The following is a 20,565-nucleotide window of genomic DNA, read 5'->3' as shown; positions in this document are numbered from 1 at the left end:
AAGTCGCTCGCCTGCCGCACGATCTTGTCAAGTACATGCGTTTTCATGCCGATGTCATGGAGTTGGCCGAAGACGCGGCCCGCGTCCACGCTTCCATGCTGCCTCACGTCAGCTTTTAGGTGAAAATCGCGACCAATCCAATGACCGGAATTAGAGCGCGAAGCTGCCGTTGCGCGTAATGCAATCGACGGCGACGCGGTTAAGAACAAGTTGTGTCCGCCCGCTGCGGCAATCTCCAGCGCGCGCTTGGCGGTTTCCTGCCCCTTCACCCGCTTCAGGTCCGGGCCGCGATCGGCCTCTGCCACCACGCCCTTCTCCGGCTCCGGCAGCTGCATCGTGCCTTTCAGGTGGTTGAGCAGCGCGGTCAGGTCGGGGGCTGCCGTTACGGGGACATCGCTGGCCCAGCGGGCCTCCGTGCCCTGTCCGGCAGGGCAGATGAGGCCGAGCTGCGTGTGGTTTGCATGGATCGCCGCCAGCAGCACGCCGGGGCTGGCGACCACCCGGCCATCCAGTGCCAGTTCGCCGACCACCACGAAATCGGCCAGCTGCTCCCTGTCGGTGACGCCCATGGCCGATAGCAAGGCGAGCGCGATGGGGAGGTCGTAATGCGAGCCTTCCTTCGGCAGGTCGGCGGGCGAGAGATTGATGGTGATCCGCTTGGGCGGAAGGGCGAGGCCCATCGCCGCCAGCGCCGCCTGCACCCGTTCGCGGCTTTCGCCCACGGCCTTGTCCGGCAGGCCGACGACGGAAAAGCGGGGGAGGCCGGACGCGATCTGGCACTGGACCTCGACCTCCCGTGCTTCCAGCCCGAGATAGGCGACTGTCCTTACTAGTGCGACCACGTTTGCTTGCCCCATACAGATAGGCGGCCTGAATCCCCCTCGGATTTCAGGCCGTTGCGCGATCGAGGCACCTTGAAACAGCATGGTTACGCGCGAAGCAACCATTATCGTTCGCCTTTACGCAAGACGGGGCCTCCATCCCGCTTTGCATGGCCCGCCTCTCGTCTGCCCTCATGACCCTCGTCCTCGCGATGTTCGCTTGCGTCGCCGCGCCTGCGGCCGCGCAGAACTACGTCGTGATCGAGACGATCGTGGAGGAGTGGGTCGTCGAGGAATGGGTCGAAGTCGGCGCCAGCCGCGCCACCCCCTTCCACGCGGCCCCTGCCATGCCGGAGGCGGTCGCCAGCTATGGCGCGTTTCGTGTGCTGGACGATCGGACCGCTGCGCTGGTGGGTGTGACCGGCACGGCCAGTCCGGCCAATTTCGCCGCCATGCTGGAAGATTATCCGCACCTTTCAACGCTGCGCCTCGTGGAATGCCCGGGCACGGACGACGATGTCGCGAACCTGGAACTGGGCCGGATGATTCGCGGTGCCGGTATCGCGACCCACGTTCCAGCCGGCGGTTCCGTGCGCTCGGGCGCGGTCGAGCTGTTCCTGTCCGGTGCTTCGCGCAGCGTCGATGACGGTGCCGAATTCGCGGTTCACAGCTGGATGGACGATCTGGGGCGGGAAGCAGACGACTATGCCGCCAACGCCCCGATCCATGCCGAATATGTCGGCTTCTACCAGGAAATGGGCTTTTCGGCAGAGGATGCGCGCGCCTTTTACGACATGACCAATTCCGTTCCGCACGATTCGGCCCGCTGGCTGACGGCGCAGGACATGCGCGGCTGGATCGGGCAAGGTGACGAAGCAGCCGGCGCGGACGCCGCCGTACAGGTGCCGAATGTTGCCGCTCCGCGGATTGCCTATCTTGACTTGGGGGCGCCGACCTTCTAATCGCGCGCTCCATACGGCGGTCGTCCGGTTGCGGGCGGCCCTTTTTATTCGCGCTGCATCTGCGGCGCATCATCACAGCTTGATTTTGAGGACTTCGCCATGAAGCGGACTTTCCAGCCCAGCAATCTCGTTCGCGCCCGTCGCCACGGCTTCTTCGCGCGCAAGGCGACCGTCGGTGGCCGCAAGGTCCTCCGTGCCCGTCGCAAGCGCGGCCGCAAGAAGCTGACCGCCTGATCTTTGCCGGCGCTCCGCAAAGGGGCGCGGTATTCTCGTGTGCAGGTCTCTCTGATGGCCTGCGCAGCGATTGACCGGCAGGTCGTGACGGGCTCCCTTTCGGGGGCCCGTTCGCGTATAGGGAGCATCATGGAGCAGCCCAGTTCCTCCGAATCCCTCGCTCCGATGCGCAAGCGATCCGATTTTCTCGCGGCGAATCGCGGGCTGCGCGTTGCGCGCCCCGGCTTCGTGCTGCTGGCAAACCCCAATGGCGGCCCGGCAGGGGGGAAGGGCAAGAGGTTCGGCATCACCGTCACGAAGAAGGTCGGCAACGCCGTCATCCGCAACCGGATGAAGCGGCGGTTCCGCGAATTGCTGCGCGATGCGCTGCCGCAGGAGGGGTTGCCCGATCACGACCATGTCCTGATCGGCCGCGATGCCGGAATCGAACGGGATTTCGCGGCCTTGCGGGCAGAGCTTTCCGCCGCTCTCGAAAGGGCACGCGAAGGCAAGTCCGACCCACGCCGAGGCCGCCGCCCGAAAAGGGGCGCGCGCGGCGGCAAGCCGTCGCAAGCAGGCAAGTCCCGCAAATGAAACGCATTCTGATTTTTGTTGCACGCGCATGGCAGATCGGCCCGAGCCGGGTGCTGCCGCCTTCGTGCCGGTATCAGCCGAGCTGTTCCGCCTTCGCGATAGAGGCGCTGGAAAAGCATGGGGCGATCAGGGGTGGATGGATGGCCCTCAAGCGTATAATGCGCTGCCACCCATGGGGCGGGCACGGATACGATCCCGTGCCATGACGGCTCCCGACAATCACACTTCGCGCCATTGCGGCCAGCACAACGGATAATCGTTCCCTTGGACAATAATCGCAATCTGTTCTTCGCCGTTCTGCTCTGCGCCCTGCTGCTTTTCGGCTGGGATGCCGCGGTCAACTACCTCTATCCGCAGCCCGAGACCCCGGTCGAAGCGGTGGCGAATGGAGAGGGGGCCGCCGGCAATGCGGAGATCGATACCGGCAATGTCGCACCGGCCGGGCCGGTCGACCTGGCAGAAGCGCTGGCCAGCCCCCAGCGCATCCGGATCGATGCGCCCCGTGTCGAGGGATCGATCAATCTCGTCGGCGCGCGCATCGACGACATCGAGCTGAAGGATCACCGCGCGACCGTCGACGATGACAGTGGCCCGGTTCAGCTGTTCGCGCCGCAGGGAACGGCGGGCCAGCATTTTGCCCAGTTCGGCTGGGTCGGCGAAGGGGCCAGCCTCCCCGATGCGAATACGGTGTGGCAGGCCGACGGCGACACGCTTTCAGCCGGAAGCCCGGTCACACTGTCCCATGACAACGGCGAGGGTCAGCAATTCCGCATCGCCCTGTCGATCGACGAAAACTACATGATCACGGCGCAGCAGACGGTTGCCAATACGGGGTCGGGGCCGATCGTTGCCCGTCCCTTCGCCACCGTCACGCGGACCGATGCCCTGGCCAGCCTCGATACGTGGCTGGCGCATTCGGGCCCGATGGGCGTGTTCGGCGACAGTGCCGATTACGGGCCGGACTACGAAGACCTGGCCGAAGAAGGTGTCGTCAATCCGGAAGGCGGGACGACCCGCTGGATCGGCTTTTCCGACATCTACTGGCTGAGCGCGCTCGTCCCGCAAAGCGGCTCCAATCCCGACGGCGCCTTCCGCGCGCTGGACGATACGACCTTCCGTGCAGACGTGATCTACCAGCCCGCGACGATCGGCGCAGGCCGGCAGGTCACCCGCACCACGCAGCTGTTTGCAGGCGCAAAGGAAAGCGCGGTCCTGGACGCCTATGAAGACGGCGGGATCGAGAAGTTCGGCCTTGCCATCGACTGGGGCTGGTTCCGCTGGTTCGAGAAGCCGCTGCTGTGGCTGCTGCGCACCCTGTTCGAGGCGGTCGGCAATTTCGGTGTCGCGATCATCCTTCTGACGGTCATCGTGCGCGGCCTGATGTTCCCCATCGCGCAGAAGGGCTTTGCCAGCATGGCCGCGATGAAGGCCATCCAGCCGAAAATGAAGGTGCTGCAGGAACGCTACAAGGACGACAAGCAGCGCCAGCAGCAGGAAATGAGCAAGCTGTTCAAGGACGAGGGCATCAACCCGCTCGCCGGGTGTCTGTCCATGCTGCTGCAGATCCCGGTCTTCTTCGCACTCTACAAGGTCCTGATCCTGGCGATCGAGATGCGCCACCAGCCCTTTGTCCTGTGGATCGAGGATCTTTCCGCGCCCGACCCGGCGATGATCCTGAACCTGTTCGGCCTGCTGCCGTTCACGCCGCCCAGCTTCCTCGGCATCGGCGTGCTGGCCGTGCTGCTCGGCTTCACCATGTGGCTGACCTTCCAGCTCAACCCGGTGACTGACCCCGTGCAGCGCCAGATCTTCAACATCATGCCGTGGGTGCTGATGTTCGTGATGGCACCGTTCGCCGCCGGCCTGCTGCTGTACTGGAATACGTCGAACATCCTGACGCTGGCGCAGCAGAAATATCTCTATTCCAAGCATCCGCAGTTGCGGGCCGCGGTGGAAAAGGAAAGGGCCGAGAAAGAGCGCGACGCGGCAAGGGCGAAAGAAGAGAAGGCGTGATCGGCTCCCCTGAAACGCCGGAGGAAAAGGCCGCGGCAAGGCTGTTTTCCGGGCGCGTCGATTTCCTTCTGTCCGCCCCGCAGCTGAAATTCCTGCCCGACCCGGTGGTCCCGGAAATCGCCTTTTGCGGCAGGTCCAATGTCGGCAAGTCGTCGCTGCTGAACGCGCTGACCGGGCGCAAGGCGATTGCCCGCGCCTCGGTCACGCCGGGCCGGACGCAGGAACTCAATTTCTTCGAGGTCGGCGAGCCGCTGCAATTCCGCCTCGTCGACATGCCCGGATACGGTTTTGCAAAAGCGCCGGTGGCGGTCGTCGACAAGTGGAAGAAGCTGGTCCGCACCTATCTTCGCGGCCGCGCCGTGCTGGCGCGCACGCTGGTGCTGGTCGATGCGCGCCACGGGCTGAAAGACGTCGACCGCGACATGATGAAGATGCTGGACGAAGCGGCGGTAGGTTACCGCATTGTCCTGACCAAGGCGGACAAGATCAAGGCCAGCGCGCTGGAGGCGACTGCGGCCAGGGTAGCCGAAGAAGCGAAGAAGCATCCCGCCGCTTTCCCTGAGCTACATATTACCAGCGCCGAAAAAGGCATGGGGATCGCCGCCCTGAGAGCGGCCGTGGTGGCAGATGCGGTGTGATCGGGCACGAATGAAAATTGCAGGACAGACCGCTTTGTCGATGGTGGGCATGCTCGCGCTGGCGGCTTGTTCGCCGCTCAAGACCTTCAATGCCGTCATCCCGAAGGACGGGGCTTCCCGGCAGGTTGCCGAAGCCATAGCCTATGGCAGCGAAGAACGGCAGAAACTCGATATCTTCACGCCGGATGCCGATGCGCCCGAAGCCGGTGGAGCGCGCCCCGTTGTCGTGTTCTTCTACGGCGGAAGCTGGAACAGCGGGACGCGTACCGGCTATGATTTTGTGGGCCGGGCCCTGGCCGCCCGCGGTTTCGTGACGCTGGTTCCCGACTATCGGCTGGTCCCCGACGTGCGCTATCCTGCATTCGTGGAGGATGGTGCCGCTTCTGTCCGGTGGGCGCGCAAGCATGCCGCGCAATATGGCGGAGATCCCGATCGGATCGTTCTCATCGGTCATTCCGCCGGTGCCTATATCGCGGCGATGCTGGCGCTGGACGAGCGGTGGCTGGGCTCCGATCGCACCGCTATCGATGGCTGGGTGGGTCTTGCCGGACCTTATGACTTTGCGCCTTTCGAGGGCGAGGTGACGCAGGCTGCGTTCGGCAACTGGCCCGAACCGGCGGAAACACAGCCCATCACCCGGGCAGGCGCGGGCGATCCGCGCACCTTGCTGCTGACAGGGGCAGACGATACCACGGTCGAGCCGCGCAACAGCCGCCAGCTTGCCGAAAAACTTCGCGCTGGCGGGACCCCTGCAGACGTGAAAATCTACCCGGGCGTCGGCCATGTCGGCATCATCACATCCATCGCAAAACCGCTGCGCGGCAATTCTCCGGCGCTTGAGGATATCGCAGCCTTCGTCGACCCGGCCGGCTCTTGATCCGTTCAGTATCGACACTTGCATTCTGAACAGCTAGCCCGCCTGTTGCACGTCAATCTGGTGGGACCGGCACATGAAGCTGATTATCGGCAACAAGAATTATTCCAGCTGGAGCCTGCGGGCCTGGCTGGCCGCCAAGCAGTCCGGTCTCTCCTTCGAAGAGATACTGGTCCCGATGTTCGGTGAGCAGTGGGAACAGGCAAAGTCGGACGACCAGGCGCTGGCCGCGAGTCATGGCAAGGTGCCCATCCTGTGGGACGACGACGCGGTTGTCTGGGACAGTCTCGCCATCCTGGAATATCTCGCCGACAAGGTGGGGCGCGACCGGTTCTGGCCGAAGGACGACGCCGCCCGCGGCATGGCCCGTGCCATGGTCGCGGAAATGCATTCCGGATACGCCTCGCTCAGGGCGGAATGTCCGATGAATATCCGCAAGCGGTTCGAAGGCGTGCAGATTTCCGAGCAGACGCGGCAGGACGTCGTGCGGATCCTCGGCCTGTGGGCAGAGGCGCGGGCGCGTTTCGGGCAGGGCGGGCCCTATCTCTTCGGCACGTTCGGCGCTGCCGACATCTATTTCGCGCCGGTCGTCAGCCGTTTCCTGACCTATGGCTTCAAGCTGCCCGGCTTCGCGCAAGGTTACATGGAGGCGATGTGGGAACATGAATGGCTGCAGGCATGGATCGCCGCAGCCGAGGACGAGGAATGGGTCATCGAAAGATCGGAATGGACCGCGGCGGGCGAGGAATGATGCGTTTCCTGACCGTTCTGGCGAGCGTCACGCTCGCGTTTCAGGCAGCGCCGGCGATGGCGTGGGGCTTCTTCGCGCACACCGTTACCGGCGAGATCGCGCTCGCCAATATCCGCCCCGATACGCGCGCTGCGATCGACCGCCTCTACGCCGCCGAGCCGCAGATCGGCACGCCCGACTGCCCGCTGTCGACGATGGCCGAAGCGACCGTCTGGCCCGATTGCGTGCGGCGTGAGGGCTGGCGGTGGGGCTACACCGCCGCTTGGCATTACCAGACCGAGCCGGTGACGCAGGATTATGATGTGCGCAAGAACTGCTCGGGCGGCAATTGCGTCAGCGCGCAGGTGACCCGCAATCACCGCATCCTCGCCGACGAGAGCCTGCCCGACAATGTCCGGCTGGAAGCGCTCGCCTTCATGGCCCACTTCGCAGGCGACATCCACATGCCGCTGCATTCCGGCGACTGGGACGATCGCGGTGGCAACGACCGGGTGGTCGATTACGGCATCGTCCCGGAGCTCAACCTGCACTGGATCTGGGACGGCCCGCTGGCCGAGCGCGCGATCACCAGCGCCCGCCCCTCGCTGGTGCGTCGGTATGGCGCGGCGGAGCTTGCCGAACTGGCAGGCGGCGGTCCGGCCGATTGGGGCCGCGAGAGCTGGCAGATCAGCCGCAGCTTCATCTACCGCCAGGCTTACGACTGCAATCCGTGCGACGGCAGCTTTCCCGATCGCACGGCCTTGTCGCAGGAAGCCATCGCCGAAGCGATTCCCGTAGCTGAGCGTCGTGTGACGCAGGCAGGGCTCAGGATCGCACAGTTGCTCGACAGCGCGATGGCCCCCGGCTCCTTGCCGCAGGAGGACGGCGCATGAGCGATGCGCTGGACTACGCAAAGCGCCTGATGGCCGCGCATAGCGTGACCCCCGCGACCGGCGAGGTATTCGACGTGATGCAGGCCATGCTCGAACCGCTGGACTTCGAGGTTCACCGCTTTACGCGCGGAGAAGGCGAGGAGGGCACGCCCGAAGCACCGGTCGAGAACCTGTTCGCCATCCGCCGCGGTCCCGAAGGATCGAGGCATATCGCCTTTGCCGGGCACCTTGATGTCGTCCCGCCGGGCAATGGCTGGCACAGCGATGCATTCGAGCCGGAAGTGCGCGGAGACCTGCTCTACGGGCGCGGCGCGGTCGACATGAAAGGCGCGATCGCCGCGATGGTCGCAGCCGCCGCGGATGTCGAAGCGGACGCCGGCACGATCAGCTTCATCATCACCGGGGACGAAGAAGGACCCGCGCTCCACGGGACGCGCGCTCTCATCGAATATATGGAGCAGGCCGGGGAGAAACCGGACCTGTGCCTCGTCGGCGAACCCACTAGCGTCAACCGGCTGGGCGACATGATGAAGATCGGCCGGCGGGGATCGGTCAATATCTGGCTCGAGGTCGAGGGCAGCCAGGGCCATGTCGCCTATCCGCACCTGGCCGACAATCCGATTCCCAGGCTGGTGGCCATGCTGGCGGACCTGGACGCGCTCGTACTCGATGAGGGGACCGACTGGTTCCAGCAGAGCAATCTCGAGATTACCGACCTCGAAGTCGGCAATGCCGCGCATAATGTCATTCCCGCCCGCGCCGAAGCGCGCATCTCCATCCGCTTCAACGACCGGCATTCGGGCGCATCCCTGTCCGAGAAGGTCATGGCGATTGCCCGCAAGCATGGCGGCGTGGCGAAACCGATCATCTCGGGCGAGCCCTTCCTGACGCCGCCGGGCGAATTTTCAGACATCATCGCGGCTGCCGTGGAAGCCGAAACGGGCGTGGTGCCAGAGGCGTCGACCACGGGCGGCACGTCCGATGCCCGGTTCCTGCGCGCGGTCTGCCCCGTCATCGAATTCGGCCTGGTCAATGCAACCATGCACAAGACCGACGAGGCGGTGGCGCTGCAGGACCTCGATACGCTAAGCCGCATCTATGCACGGGTCGCAAGGGCGGCTCTTACCGACTGATCGGTCCGAGGGGGGCCACCACCTATGCTTCGCACCTGGTTTGCAATCCCGCTGTGGCAGCGCGTCGTCGCCGCCCTGATCCTGGGCATCCTGACCGGCTGGGCATGGGGACCGGAGGCGGAAAGCATCAAGTGGATCGGCGACTTCTTCATCAAGTCGATCAAGATGCTGGTCGTCCCGCTCATCTTCTTCAGCCTGGTGGCGGGCGTCGCGGCGATCGGCGATCTCAGGAAACTGGGCGCCGTGGGCGGCCGGGCGATGCTGCTGTTCGTGGTGACGGGGCAGATCGCGGTGTGGCTGGGCCTCGGCATGGGAACCGTCCTTGCGCCCGGCGCAGGGGTCGATACCAGCGCGATCGAGAAAGGCGCGACGCCGGAACCGAACGAGACGACGGCGGTCGACATGGTCCTGTCGATCATCCCCGAAAGCCCGGTTCAGGTCATGGCGGACGCACAGGTCCTGCCGCTGATCGTCTTCGCGTTGCTGATCGGCATCGGCATCCTGATGGCGGAGAAGGACGGGGAGCCGGTCAAGCGCATCTTCGACAGCGGCGCGATCATCATGCAGAAGGTGACGCTGATCGTGATGGAGCTGACGCCCTTCGGCGTCTTCGCCCTGATGGCATGGGTCGCAGGGACGCTGGGCTTCGACGCGCTTGCCGCCCTGGCCCAGCTGGTCGCGCTGAATTACGCAGGCTGCCTGATCATCATCTTCGTCATGTATTCGGCGATGATCAAGTTCATCGCCCGCCTGCCGGTGCGCGATTTCTTCCGCGGGATCGTGGACGCGATGGCCGTCAGCTATTCCACCGCCAGTTCCAACGCGACCCTGCCTGTGACGCTGCGCTGCACCCAGCGCAACCTGGGCGTCAGCCCGTCCGTGTCCAGCTTCGTCGTGTCGCTGGGTGCGACGATCAACATGAACGGCACCGCGATGTATCTGGGCCTCGCCACGCTGTTCGGCGCGCAGATTTTCGGCGTGGACCTGAGCTGGGGCGATTACTTCCTGATCTCGATCCTCGCCACGCTGGCCGCCATCGGCGCCGCCGGTATTCCGGGCGCGGGCCTCATCATGATGGCGCTGGTGTTCGGCGCAGTGGGCGTGCCGCTGGAAACCATCGCCTTCGTGGCCGGCGTCGACCGAATCATGGACATGATGCGCACCACGACCAATGTGAGCGGGGATGCGGCCATCGCCACGACCGTTGCCGTGATGACGGGCGAGATCGACCGCGAGGAAATGATCTCCGCCGACGACGTTTAGGCGGCAGCCTGCGTCAGGCCGGGTCGTCCCGGACGAGTTCCACCGGTACGAATTCGCCGAGACCGCAGCCGACCCCGCGCTGGATGCCGCCGCCGATGCTTTCCAGCGGATAGATGAATTCCGGGCTGCAAAGCCGCCCGCCGCGAATATCGTAGGAAATCGAGCGTTCGAACCCCAGTCGCGGGCAGCGATTGGGCAGCGTGTTGCGGTAGATGTCGCCGCCCGTTACCTCGAAGTCGATCGTCCGGTCGTCATGCACCACCGTCGAACGGATCCGGCTGGCGCTGAGGCAACTGACCGGCTCTCCCACCACACGAGCAGCCGGGGCATCGCTGACGAAGCTGTCCGTGTCGGCGTAGGCGTTGCAGGCGGCAAGGCCGGTTATCGCGGCCAGCGAAGCGGCTATGCGCGCCATGGGTCGGGCGAAGGCGGGGAAGGTGCGAACGGGCATGGGCGGGCTCCTGTCGTGCAGGATACGCGGCGCAGCGCAGCGCGGCATTTCAGCCTGCTTTCCTTGAACCCTTCGCCCGGGCCGGCGGTTCCATGACCTTCTTGCGGAAGCTGCACAGGTCGATGACGGGGCAGCGCCAGCATTCGGGCGTGCGCGCCTTGCAGACATAGCGTCCGTGCAGGATCAGCCAGTGATGCGCATGCAGGCGAAAGGGCTGGGGGACGCGCTTGTCCAGCTTCGTCTCGACCTGTTCCGGCGTCTTCCCCTTGGCGAGGCCGGTGCGGTTGCCGACGCGCAGTATGTGGGTGTCGACGGCAAACGTTTCCTGTTTGAACCAGCAGTTGAGGACGACATTCGCCGTCTTGCGCCCCACGCCGGGCAGGCGGACGAGATCGTCGCGTGTATCCGGCACTTCGCCGCCATATTCGTCGACCAGCATCCGGCTCATCGCGATGACATTGGTCGCCTTGGAATTGAACAGGCCAATCGTCTTGATGTGCTCCTTGAGGCCAGCCTCCCCCAGATCCAGCATCTGCTGCGGCGTCTCGACGGCCGCGAACAGGGCGCGGGTCGCCTTGTTCACGCCGATATCGGTTGCCTGCGCCGACAGGGCGACGGCCACGACCAGCTGGTAGCAATTGCCGTATTCCAGTTCCGTTTCGGGCTCGGGATTGTCGTCCGCCAGCCGCCGGAAGAATTCGAAGATCTGATCCTTGGTCACAGATGTTTTCTCCTGCGCCATTCCTTCACGACCAGTCGCTGGAACGGCAGGCTGGCGACCAGCCACACCGCGCTCCAGATGACGAGGGGCATGGCATGGGTCGTCCACATTCCCGCACCGCGCAGCAGCCACAGCCAGAGCGCGGCCAGCGCCACCAACATCGCGCCCGTGGCAATTCCGCCTCCGACATGGCGCATCCGGCGCTTCGCGATCATCCAGTATCCCAGCGGCAGGAGCAGCAGGGACGCCGCGCCGACAAGGATGGGGAGCATGAAAGGGCGCGGATCGTCCCGCATGGCCATGCCGTACCCGATGATGGTCAGCAGGATGGCCAGGAACAGGCCGGACAGGACGGCAAAGCCCTCCACAGCCCCAATACGTCGTTCATCGAATATCGCCCGGCCTTCCGCCCGATCAGCCACTGCGCACCGCGCACTGCGCCGCGGGCGAAGATGCTGCGGTTCTCTGCCATGTGCGACAGGGTGATGCGCTCCTGCTCTCCTGCAAGGATCACCGAATGATCGCCTGCCACCGTGCCGCCGCGCAGGGCCGCAAAGCCGATGGCGCTTTCGCCCCGGGCGCCGGTATGGCCGTCGCGCCCGCTTTCGGTGTGGGCGGCGAGGTCGATGCCGCGGCCCCGTGCAGCCGCTTCGCCCAGGAGAAGCGCCGTGCCCGACGGGGCATCGACCTTCATCCGGTGATGCATCTCCACGATCTCGATATCCCATTCCGGCCCCAGCCTGCGCGCAGCATCCTGCACCAGATGCGCCAGCAGCGTCACACCGAGCGAGGTGTTGCCCGTCTGCAGCACGGGAATGGCGCGCGCCGCGTCCTCGATGGCTTGGTGATGCGCCTCTTCCAGCCCCGTCGTGCCGATCAGGACGGGGATGCCCGCCTCCTTCGCAGCCTGCAAATTGCCTTGCAGCGCGGCCGGGGCGGAAAAGTCGACCAGCGCATCGCTCTTGGCGGCGAGGGCACCCGGATCGTCGCCAAGAGCGATGCCGCCCGCTGGGGTAAGGTCGGGCGATGCCTCCAGCACGTCGGCGATTGCCGCCCCCATGCGTCCCTTGCTGCCGATAATGCCGATGCGTGCCATTGCGCCCCTCGCCGCTAACCTGTCTGATAGGGGCCATGGCAGACATTCGCACAATCGTCATCCTGACAGGCCCAAAAATTTCCGCGGAGAGCGGTATCGATACGTTCCGGGACGCGGGCGGCCTGTGGGAGCAGCACCGGGTCGAGGATGTCGCCACGCCCGAAGGATTCGCCCGCGATCCCGCTCTCGTCCAGCGGTTTTACGATATGCGCCGGGCGGCCGTCCAACAGGTAGAGCCGAATCCGGCTCACCATGCCCTGGCGAAGCTGGAGCGGGAATTTTCCGGCCGGCTGCTCCTCGTGACCCAGAATGTGGACGACCTGCACGAGCGTGCCGGCGCTTCTCCGCTGCATATGCATGGCGAACTGCTCAGCGCCCTGTGCGCTGCTTGCGGGGCGCGCCATGCATGGACCGGCCCCCTTGCCGATGGTCCGGCCTGTCCGGCCTGCGGGACACCGGCCCTCCGGCCCGACGTCGTGTGGTTCGGCGAAATGCCCTACCAGATGGAGCGCATCTATGCCGCGCTTGCGGGATGCGACCTGTTCGTCAGCATCGGCACATCGGGCGCCGTCTACCCCGCCGCCGGCTTCGTGCAGGAAGCGAAGATGGGCGGGGCGAAGACGCTGGAGCTGAATCTCGAGCCGAGCGAAGGCTCACACTGGTTCGACGAATCGCGCCACGGCAAGGCGGGCGAACTGGTACCGGAGTGGGTGAGTGAGATTTCAGGTAAGTGAATGCTCTTGTCTTAAGTGAAAGACCGGAAACCGACCTGCTCCACACGCTGTTACCAAGACCGGGATCGCGCAAGGCTTGCTCCGCAAGCTTACGGATAACATCCCATTCGGGAAAGAATTTGAGTGCTTGGACCGTGAACATACGCTGGTCAGCAAACGCACGTTCCATAAACTCATTCAATTTTTCCAAACCCGGGAACGCCCCATACATTTCAGTAGGATCCTGGCTGATCACGGGAACCATGCTTTCGAAAAAATCGTCGGGCAAATCCTCGATCGTATCGGAGAATCTGATATCGTCGCGCAATAGACAGCCTGTTTCGCACAAAAGTTCTATCTGTTTCTCGGATGAAAGAGAAAGGAGAAAAACGCTTTGCCTTATTGGCTCGATATAAATTCCTGCTGGCATCTAAAGCAATGACCTATAAAATGTCGGCGAAAAACGTAGAAGGCCTGCGTCACTGAAATTTCTGAAATCTATGAGTTGGCACATCTCGACTAATAAAACATTAGATAGCTTCAGCTTAAACCACACCCTCCACAATTCGCATCCTTGCCGATAGTCAGCGTCCGCATTCCCGGCTTCAGGCCGTCCATAAGATGCAACTTGCCCCATTGCGGGTCTCCGAACGCAGCTTTGCGCTCCAATAACACCCGCACCGCCTGCATCGCGGCGAAGCTGCCGGTCCAGCCGACCATGGCGCCCAAGATGCCGTCCTCGGCGCAGGTGTCGCAGTCTTCGGCGTCGAAGGCATCGCCAACGAAGCAGCGGTAGCAGGGCTGGCCCGGCAAGTGCCCGGCAAACGCGCCGACCTGTCCCTGGAAACGGCCCACGGCGGCTGACAGCAGCGGCACGCCCACTGCAACGCAGGCGTCGGAAATCGCCAGCCGCGTGGCGAAATTGTCGGTTCCGTCGATCACGAGGTCCGCGCCGTCGACCAGCCCCGCGGCATTGCCGCTACCGATCCGTGCGTCCTCGATCCGCACCTGCAATTCGCGGTCGAAATTGGCGACCCAGCGCCGGGCGGAGACGGCCTTCCCGTGGCCGATATCGCGCTCCGTATAGATTGTCTGGCGTTGCAGATTGCTTGCCTCGACCTCGCCATCGTCCAGCAGGGTGAAGCGCCCGATCCCGGCCCCAGCCAGATATTGCAGGACCGGCGCGCCGATCCCGCCGAGCCCGGCCAGCACGACATGCGCCGCGGCCAGCGCGGCCTGACCGGCTCCGCCGATTTCCGGCAGGACGATATGACGGGCGAAACGCTCGGCGCGGGCCGGAGACAAGGGTTGTGACAGGCTCATGGCAAAGGCTGGTGACAGCCTGTGCGCAGCTTGTCGAGAACTCAGCTTTCCAGCTGGCGCAGCAGGCTGCGCACGTCGCCGTCCATGTCGGCATCGCGCTCGCGCAGGTCCTCGATCAGGCGCACGGCGTGGATGACGGTGGAATGGTCGCGGCCGCCGAACTTGCGCCCGATCTCGGGATAGCTGCGCGGGGTCAGGCACTTGGAAAGATACATCGCCACCTGGCGCGGCCGCACGACGGCGCGGGCGCGGCGCTTGCTCGACATCTCGCTGCGGTCGATGCGGTAGAACTGGCAGACCGTGCGCTGGATCTCGTCGATCGTGATCCGCCGGCGGTTGGCGGACAGGATATCGGTCAGCTGCTCTTCCGCCAGTTGCAGGGAGACGACCTGGCCGGTCAGCTGCGCATAGGCGATAAGCTTGTTCAGGCCGCCGACCAGCTCGCGAACATTGCGCGTGATGGTCCGGGCGAGGAAGTCGATCACGTCTTCCGGCACGTTGAGCGGGGCGAAGCGGGTCAGCTTGCTTTCGAGGATCTTCTTGCGCAGCTCGATATCGGCGGGCGCGATGTCGGCGACGAGGCCCATCGACAGGCGGCTGAGCAGGCGCGGTTCCACCCCGTCCAGCGCCTGAGGTGCGCGGTCGGCGGCGAAGACCAGCCGCTTGCCCTCGGCCAGCAGGGCGTCGATCGTGTAGAGCAGCTCTTCCTGCGCCGAGGCCTTGCCGATGATGAACTGGATGTCGTCGACCAGCAGCAGGTCGAAGCTGCGCAAGCGGGCCTTGAACTCGATCGTCTGGTTCGACTTCAGCGCCTGGACGAATTCGACCATGAACCGTTCGGCGCTGCAATAGAAGATGCGGGCGCGCGGATGGCTGGCGAGATACTGGTGGCCGATGGCGTGCAGCAGGTGCGTCTTGCCCTGTCCGGTCGCCGCTTTCAGGTAAAGCGGGCTGAATTGCGGCGTTTCGACCGCGGCCATGCGCTGCGCGGCATTGTAGCCGAGAATGTTGGTCTCGCCCGTCACGAAAGCCGCCAGCGTCAGCGACTGGTCGAGCCCGACGGAGCTGGTGAAGCCCGACTGGCCGATAGTGCCGGCCCCTGCCAGCATCGACCCGATGTCGAGCCCGTCATTGGCCGGGCGGCGACCATCGCCCACCGGCAGGTCGGCCAGCTTCTGGCGTCCGGGGTGAACCTGGATCTTCACGCTGCGAATCTCGCTGCGGGCGATTTTCCATGCCAGCGTCAGGCGATCGGCAAAGCGGTCGTTAACCCAGTTCGCGCTGAACTCGGTCGGCAGATAGAGGTCGAGGACGCCGGTTTCGGGATCGATGCCGCCAAGCTGGATCGGCTTGATCCATTGGCTGTAAAGCTGGTGGCCCAGATCCTTGCGCAGGCCCTGGCTGATGTCGGACCAGTCGGCAGCGAGATTGATCGCGTCCTGGTCTTCCGGCGCATCGCCCTTGCGCCTTGCTGCACCGTTGCCATTGCCGTTCGCCATTACGCACACCTCTTCCGCCGCCGGAATCACGATGATCCGGCGCATCAATCCATCCGTGAAAGGCAAGGCTTCGCCTCAGACCGGAAACCAGGTTTCCGGACCTTCCCCCATTACTCGAATCTGCAAGAACCGATCCTGTCCCGTGGTCGGCTCGAACACCTTTAGAGAGGCAAGCGGCGTGAGTCGCAAGGCGCGGGAGGTAAAAAATCTGAAATAAAGAAATTGACTCGGCGCAACCCCGCAGGCGTCCGTTTAAACAGCTGTTTACCAACAGTTTTGAGCATCCCCGCTCTGCGAATCGCGGGAAACCCTGGAGTTTTGTGACAGTACTTGAAACATGACCGTAACAAACGCGAAGGGGCCGCAAACCACCGGCTTGCGACCCCTTCGAATATAACCTGCGGCAAGGTGCCGCGGGCCCGGTTTTAGAGAGCGGCGACCCGCTTGCTCAGGCGGCTCATCTTCCGGGCGGCCGTGTTCTTGTGCAGGACGCCGCGTGCCACGCCGCGCATCAGTTCCGGCTGGGCGGTGTGCAGCGCATCGGCAGCCGCTTTCTTGTCGCCGCTTTCGAGCGCGGTTTCGACCTGCTTGAGGTACGAACGGATGCGGCTCATGCGCGCGCCGTTGATTTCGGCACGGCGATTGTTGCGACGGATGCGTTTGCGAGCTTGCGGCGTATTGGCCATGGTCGTCCTTGATCTCTGGCCGTCAAATGGTCGGCCCGATGAAACTGGTTCGTGAATACGAAAAAGGCGGCGCCGAAACGCCGTGAAGTGCGCCACATAAGTGGCAAGGGGCGCTGCGTCAATGAATCTTTGCGTGGTGCGCCCCGCCTGCGTTCGCACCATTTATGCCTATCGCTGGCAGCGGGGGCAATACCACGTGCTTCGCCCGCCTTGCGCAAAACGCCGTATGACGCCGCCATCCGCCCGGTGGCAGGGCTGGCCCTCCCGTCCGTATACGTCGAAGCGCGTCGCGAAATAGCCGAGCTCCCCATCGGGCCGGGCGTAGTCCCGCAGAGACGATCCTCCATCGCGAATCGATTGTTCGAGCACGGACCGGATTTCCGGCACCAGCCGCTCCAGCGCGGCCAGCGACACCCGCCCACCCGCCTTCTTCGGATTGATCCGGGCGCGCCACAGCGCCTCGCACACATATATGTTGCCGAGCCCGGCCACGACCGACTGGTCGAGCAGCATCAGCTTTATCGCCTGCTTGCGTCCGGCAAGCGCGCTGCGCAGGTGCCGTGCGGTCAGCGCATCGCCCAGCGGTTCGGGGCCCATCCCTGCAAAGGAAGGCCATTGGTCGAGCGCCGCTGTATCCACCAGGTCGACCCAGCCGAATCGCCGCGGGTCGCACAGGGCGAAGCGGTGATCCTGCGTTTCCAGCACCAGGTGATCATGCCTGTCCGGTTCCTCCGGATCGATTCGCCAGCGCCCGCTCATCCCCAGGTGGAAGATCATCGTCCGGTCTCTGTCGGTATGAAGCAGCCCGTATTTCGCCCGCCGCCCCAGCGAATCGATGCGTGCGCCCGTCAGTGCCTGGACGAGATCGGGGGGGAAGGGGCGGCGCATGTCGGGCCGGTTGACGCGGACCTGCACGATCCGTTCGCCTTCTAGGAACCGCGCAAGACCGCGGACCGTTGTTTCTACTTCCGGAAGTTCGGGCATGTCCTCCCCTTACAGGCACGCATGCAAACCGGCAAAACACTATGACGCCACCGCATTCTCTCCTAAGGCGCTGCCCATGAGCCAAGCCCCGAAAGAAACCGTCTCGTTCGGCTATGAAGACATCGCCGCCGAGGAGAAGGCCGGCCGTGTCGGCGAAGTCTTCTCGAACGTCGCTGCCAAGTACGACATCATGAACGACGCCATGTCTGGCGGGATGCACCGGCTGTGGAAGGACCGCTTCGTGCGCCGCGTGAAGCCGCAGCCGGGCGAAGCCATCCTCGACATGGCGGGCGGGACGGGCGACATCGCCTTTCGCATGGCGGCGAAGGGGGCGGACATCACCGTCGCCGACATCAACCAGGAAATGCTGGACGTGGGGGTCGAGCGGGCGATGGACCGGGGTATTTCAGGCCTCGTCTGGTCGCGGCAGGATGCCGAGCAACTGGCCTATGGCGACCGGCAGTTCGATGCCTACACCATCGCCTTCGGCATCAGGAACGTGACCCGTATCGACCGTGCGCTGGCCGAGGCATACCGTGTCCTTAAGCATGGCGGGCGCTTCTATTGCCTCGAATTCAACGGCACGAAATGGCCGGGCTTCAAGGAAATCTACGATGCCTATTCGCATCGCCTGATGCCCAAGATCGGCAAGGTCATCGCCGATGACGAGGACAGCTACCGCTATCTCGCCGAATCGATCCGGCGTTTCCCATCGATGGAGGCGTTCGAGGGCATGATCCGCGATGCCGGTTTCGCGCAGACGCGGGTGGAACCGATCCTCGGCGGGGCGGTCGCAATCCATTCCGGCTGGAAGATCTGACCGGGTGACACGGCCAGCGACCCATATTTGGCGGCTCCTGAAATGGGGCCGGACCGCCGCGCGGCACGGTGCCCTGCGCGGTATCGAGAGCGATCCCAATACGCCCGATCCGGTTCGCCGGCTGACCCGTATCGCGCGGCTCGGGACGATCCAGCCCAAATCGCCCGACTATGCCGGGGCGTTTCGCGAGATCGGACCTGCCGCGATCAAGCTGGGCCAGTCCCTCGCGACCCGGCCCGACCTTGTCGGGGACGAGGCGGCGCAGAACCTGCTTTCGCTGCAGGACAATCTGCCACCTGTTCCCTTTTCCGAAATCGAGGCTGCCGTGGCAGCCACGTTCGAGCAGCCGCTGGATACGCTGTTTTCGGAGATCGATCCCGATCCCGTCGGTGCAGCTTCCATCGCGCAGGTCCACCGGGCTGTGACGAGCGACGGGCGGCAGGTCGCGCTCAAAGTGCTGCGGCCCGGCATACGCGAGAAATTCGCCCGCGATATCGCGACCTACGAATGGGCGGCTGCGCATCTGGAGGCGATGGGCGGCGAAGCCGCGCGCCTGCGCCCGGCGCTGACGATCGCCAATTTCAAGCGCTGGACCAATTCCGAACTCGACCTGCGGCGAGAGGCTGCCTCCGCCAGCGAACTGGCCGAGGCGATGCACGGTTTTGAAGGCTTTCGCGTGCCTGCGATCGACTGGGACCGCACCAATGGCCGGGTGATGACGGTCGAGTGGATCGACGGTATCAAGATATCCCGCCGCGAGGATCTGATCGCCGCCGGTCACGATCCCGCCGAACTGGCAGAACGGCTGGTGCTGGCCTTCCTGACGCAGGCCATCAGCGGCGGTTTCTTTCACGCCGACATGCACCAGGGCAATCTGTTCGTGCAGGCGGACGGCACCATTGCCGCGATTGATTTCGGGATCATGGGCCGCATCGACCGGCGCGCGCGGCAGTGGCTGGCGGAAATCCTCTATGGCCTGACGACGGGCAATTACCGCCGGGTCGCGGAAATCCATTTCGAGGCACAATACGTCCCCAGCCATCACGATGTCGGCGAATTTGCGACCGCCCTTCGCGCGGTGGGCGAACCGATGCGCGGCAAGCCGGTGAGCGAGTTGTCGGTCGGCCAGATGCTGGACGGACTGTTCGCCATCACCCGCGATTTCGACATGCAGACGCAGCCGCATCTGCTGCTCTTGCAGAAGACGATGGTGATGGTCGAAGGCATCGCGACCTCGCTCAACCCGCAGATCAATATGTGGGACGTCAGCGCGCCCTACGTCCGCAGCTGGATCCGCGACGAATTGGGGCCGGAGGCGGCGCTGGCCGATGCGCTGAAGGAAAACCTGTCCACCCTGCTGCGACTGCCGGACCTGGTGCGCCGGGTGGAAGAGCGTTTCCCGCCCCGTGGCGGCGCGCCCGAAGCGGCGCCCCTGCCCGAGATCGAGCTCATCTGGGAACGGCGGCAACGTGAGGCCAGGTCGCGCGGCTGGGCCGGCTACATCGTATCAGCCGCACTGGGCGCGGGCGCCGTTGCCGGCGCGCTGGCGCTGGGCTGGGTCGGCTAGAACCCGGACCGGTCCTGACGCAGCAGGTCGCCCGCCGGTTTGCGATCGGGAAGGATCCACCACGCCGCCAGGCAGACGACGACGGTCACCAGTTCGATCAGCATCGGTCCCGTCCATGCAGGGTAGGGTCCGTCCGCGAAATAGCTGACGAGGCGTCCGATGAAGGCGATGCCGAACAGGGCCGCCGAAACCAGCAGCGGGTCGCCGCGCCGTTTCCATGCGCCCCAGATCATGGCACCGCCCCCGACATAGAAAAAGGCGGTCATGTCGGCCCTCATGGTCGAGAGGCCTTTCGCGCCATCGCCGGTCAGTCCGAAATCGATGCCGGCCGCGACCGGATTGACGATGAACCCGGCGCCCACGAAAAGGTAGAACAGCCCCATCACGAACAGGACAGCGGACAGTATCAAACGCATCGTTCCCCCCTTTATCGCGGGCTGTTCTAAAGCCTCGGATGGGGTCATGCTAGGCAAATCGTAACCATTGGAAGGGCAGGCCTTCCCCCGAATGCGCGCTGCCGCTAGGCATGGACGGCAAGACTGACAAAGGGGGCGGTCCCGCCGTGGACCCG

Annotated in this window: 24 protein-coding genes; 14 read left to right on the top strand and 10 right to left on the bottom strand. The window is 64.5% G+C overall.

Annotation, left to right across the window (positions count from 1 at the left end):
- A partial coding sequence (locus ACGHJ7_RS09255; RefSeq protein WP_390476624.1) for a magnesium chelatase domain-containing protein occupies positions 1-842 on the bottom strand: 842 nt, incomplete at its 3' end.
- A 173-nt stretch (positions 843-1,015) separates the two neighbouring features.
- Here ACGHJ7_RS09255 and ACGHJ7_RS09250 point away from each other — a divergent pair.
- The 11 genes from ACGHJ7_RS09250 to ACGHJ7_RS09200 all read left to right on the top strand — a co-directional run bounded on the left by ACGHJ7_RS09250 (position 1,016) and on the right by ACGHJ7_RS09200 (position 10,134).
- Entirely contained in the window at positions 1,016-1,783 is a 768-nt protein-coding gene (locus ACGHJ7_RS09250) for an alpha/beta hydrolase (protein WP_390476608.1), read from the top strand.
- A gap of 99 nt (positions 1,784-1,882) precedes the next feature.
- The gene (gene rpmH / locus ACGHJ7_RS09245) at positions 1,883-2,017 is read left to right on the top strand and encodes a 50S ribosomal protein L34 (RefSeq protein ID WP_390476606.1); all 135 of its coding nucleotides are present in this window, start codon (positions 1,883-1,885) and stop codon (positions 2,015-2,017) included.
- A 165-nt stretch (positions 2,018-2,182) separates the two neighbouring features.
- Positions 2,183-2,590 carry a ribonuclease P protein component gene (gene rnpA, locus ACGHJ7_RS09240; protein ID WP_390476604.1) on the top strand — a complete coding sequence of 136 codons (408 nt, stop codon included), beginning with the start codon at positions 2,183-2,185 and terminating at the stop codon, positions 2,588-2,590.
- Positions 2,587-2,796, top strand: a complete 210-nt coding sequence (gene yidD, locus ACGHJ7_RS09235; RefSeq protein ID WP_390476602.1) for a membrane protein insertion efficiency factor YidD — start codon at positions 2,587-2,589, stop codon at positions 2,794-2,796. Before rnpA ends, yidD begins: the two co-directional genes overlap by 4 nt.
- Before the next feature lie 58 nt (positions 2,797-2,854).
- The gene (gene yidC / locus ACGHJ7_RS09230; protein WP_390476600.1) at positions 2,855-4,603 is read left to right on the top strand and encodes a membrane protein insertase YidC; all 1,749 of its coding nucleotides are present in this window, start codon (positions 2,855-2,857) and stop codon (positions 4,601-4,603) included.
- Complete coding sequence (yihA, locus tag ACGHJ7_RS09225) at positions 4,600-5,241, top strand: ribosome biogenesis GTP-binding protein YihA/YsxC (protein ID WP_390476598.1); 642 nt, start codon at positions 4,600-4,602, stop codon at positions 5,239-5,241. The genes yidC and yihA overlap by 4 nt, the downstream gene beginning before the upstream one ends.
- Positions 5,242-5,251: 10 nt before the next feature.
- A complete protein-coding gene (locus tag ACGHJ7_RS09220) occupies positions 5,252-6,118 on the top strand; it encodes an alpha/beta hydrolase (RefSeq protein ID WP_390476596.1) in 867 nt (288 codons plus the stop codon).
- 73 nt (positions 6,119-6,191) lie between these two features.
- Positions 6,192-6,866, top strand: a complete 675-nt coding sequence (locus ACGHJ7_RS09215) for a glutathione S-transferase family protein (protein WP_390476594.1) — start codon at positions 6,192-6,194, stop codon at positions 6,864-6,866.
- Positions 6,863-7,738: a S1/P1 nuclease gene (locus ACGHJ7_RS09210; RefSeq protein WP_390476592.1), complete on the top strand. Its 876-nt coding sequence runs from the start codon at positions 6,863-6,865 to the stop codon at positions 7,736-7,738. Before ACGHJ7_RS09215 ends, ACGHJ7_RS09210 begins: the two co-directional genes overlap by 4 nt.
- On the top strand, positions 7,735-8,871 hold the full coding sequence (gene dapE / locus ACGHJ7_RS09205; protein WP_390476590.1) for a succinyl-diaminopimelate desuccinylase: 1,137 nt from the start codon (positions 7,735-7,737) through the stop codon (positions 8,869-8,871). Before ACGHJ7_RS09210 ends, dapE begins: the two co-directional genes overlap by 4 nt.
- 24 nt (positions 8,872-8,895) lie before the next feature.
- On the top strand, positions 8,896-10,134 hold the full coding sequence (locus tag ACGHJ7_RS09200; protein WP_390476588.1) for a dicarboxylate/amino acid:cation symporter: 1,239 nt from the start codon (positions 8,896-8,898) through the stop codon (positions 10,132-10,134).
- A 13-nt stretch (positions 10,135-10,147) separates the two neighbouring features.
- Here the strand turns inward: ACGHJ7_RS09200 and ACGHJ7_RS09195 are convergent, their stop codons facing one another.
- The 4 genes from ACGHJ7_RS09195 to dapB are packed head-to-tail and all read right to left on the bottom strand — an operon-like array spanning position 10,148 to position 12,402.
- Positions 10,148-10,585: a hypothetical protein gene (locus tag ACGHJ7_RS09195; protein ID WP_390476587.1), complete on the bottom strand. Its 438-nt coding sequence runs from the start codon at positions 10,583-10,585 to the stop codon at positions 10,148-10,150.
- A 49-nt stretch (positions 10,586-10,634) separates the two neighbouring features.
- The gene (gene nth / locus ACGHJ7_RS09190) at positions 10,635-11,306 is read right to left on the bottom strand and encodes an endonuclease III (RefSeq protein WP_390476585.1); all 672 of its coding nucleotides are present in this window, start codon (positions 11,304-11,306) and stop codon (positions 10,635-10,637) included.
- A complete protein-coding gene (locus ACGHJ7_RS09185; protein ID WP_390476584.1) occupies positions 11,303-11,674 on the bottom strand; it encodes a hypothetical protein in 372 nt (123 codons plus the stop codon). The genes nth and ACGHJ7_RS09185 overlap by 4 nt, the downstream gene beginning before the upstream one ends.
- Positions 11,626-12,402, bottom strand: coding sequence for a 4-hydroxy-tetrahydrodipicolinate reductase (gene dapB / locus ACGHJ7_RS09180; RefSeq protein WP_390476582.1), 777 nt, complete (start codon positions 12,400-12,402; stop codon positions 11,626-11,628). Before dapB ends, ACGHJ7_RS09185 begins: the two co-directional genes overlap by 49 nt.
- Before the next feature lie 35 nt (positions 12,403-12,437).
- On the opposite strand from dapB, the gene ACGHJ7_RS09175 reads away from it, so the two are divergent.
- The gene (locus ACGHJ7_RS09175; RefSeq protein WP_390476580.1) at positions 12,438-13,136 is read left to right on the top strand and encodes an NAD-dependent deacylase; all 699 of its coding nucleotides are present in this window, start codon (positions 12,438-12,440) and stop codon (positions 13,134-13,136) included.
- A gap of 519 nt (positions 13,137-13,655) precedes the next feature.
- Here the strand turns inward: ACGHJ7_RS09175 and ACGHJ7_RS09170 are convergent.
- The 4 genes from ACGHJ7_RS09170 to mutM all read right to left on the bottom strand — a co-directional run bounded on the left by ACGHJ7_RS09170 (position 13,656) and on the right by mutM (position 17,607).
- Positions 13,656-14,438, bottom strand: coding sequence for a HesA/MoeB/ThiF family protein (locus tag ACGHJ7_RS09170; protein ID WP_390476578.1), 783 nt, complete (start codon positions 14,436-14,438; stop codon positions 13,656-13,658).
- 41 nt (positions 14,439-14,479) lie between these two features.
- A complete protein-coding gene (dnaA, locus tag ACGHJ7_RS09165) occupies positions 14,480-15,937 on the bottom strand; it encodes a chromosomal replication initiator protein DnaA (RefSeq protein WP_390476622.1) in 1,458 nt (485 codons plus the stop codon).
- A gap of 425 nt (positions 15,938-16,362) precedes the next feature.
- Complete coding sequence (gene rpsT / locus ACGHJ7_RS09160; RefSeq protein WP_390476577.1) at positions 16,363-16,623, bottom strand: 30S ribosomal protein S20; 261 nt, start codon at positions 16,621-16,623, stop codon at positions 16,363-16,365.
- A gap of 168 nt (positions 16,624-16,791) precedes the next feature.
- Positions 16,792-17,607 carry a bifunctional DNA-formamidopyrimidine glycosylase/DNA-(apurinic or apyrimidinic site) lyase gene (gene mutM / locus ACGHJ7_RS09155; protein WP_390476575.1) on the bottom strand — a complete coding sequence of 272 codons (816 nt, stop codon included), beginning with the start codon at positions 17,605-17,607 and terminating at the stop codon, positions 16,792-16,794.
- Positions 17,608-17,683: 76 nt separating this feature from the next.
- Here mutM and ACGHJ7_RS09150 point away from each other — a divergent pair, with 76 nt between their 5' ends.
- Both ACGHJ7_RS09150 and ubiB read left to right on the top strand, forming a co-directional pair.
- Complete coding sequence (locus ACGHJ7_RS09150; RefSeq protein ID WP_390476573.1) at positions 17,684-18,427, top strand: class I SAM-dependent methyltransferase; 744 nt, start codon at positions 17,684-17,686, stop codon at positions 18,425-18,427.
- Positions 18,428-18,431: 4 nt separating this feature from the next.
- Complete coding sequence (gene ubiB, locus ACGHJ7_RS09145; RefSeq protein ID WP_390476572.1) at positions 18,432-19,994, top strand: 2-polyprenylphenol 6-hydroxylase; 1,563 nt, start codon at positions 18,432-18,434, stop codon at positions 19,992-19,994.
- On the opposite strand, the gene ACGHJ7_RS09140 is transcribed toward ubiB, so the two are convergent.
- Complete coding sequence (locus ACGHJ7_RS09140; protein WP_390476570.1) at positions 19,991-20,410, bottom strand: DUF4345 family protein; 420 nt, start codon at positions 20,408-20,410, stop codon at positions 19,991-19,993. The two genes, ubiB and ACGHJ7_RS09140, sit on opposite strands and share 4 nt — an antisense overlap.
- Positions 20,411-20,565: the final 155 nt, after the last annotated feature.

It is taken from the genome of Altererythrobacter sp. MTPC7 (assembly GCF_042851395.1).
Lineage (GTDB): Bacteria > Pseudomonadota > Alphaproteobacteria > Sphingomonadales > Sphingomonadaceae > CAJXSN01.
Note: the sequence above shows the minus strand (reverse complement) of the source record. Positions and strands in the feature narration are given on the sequence as shown.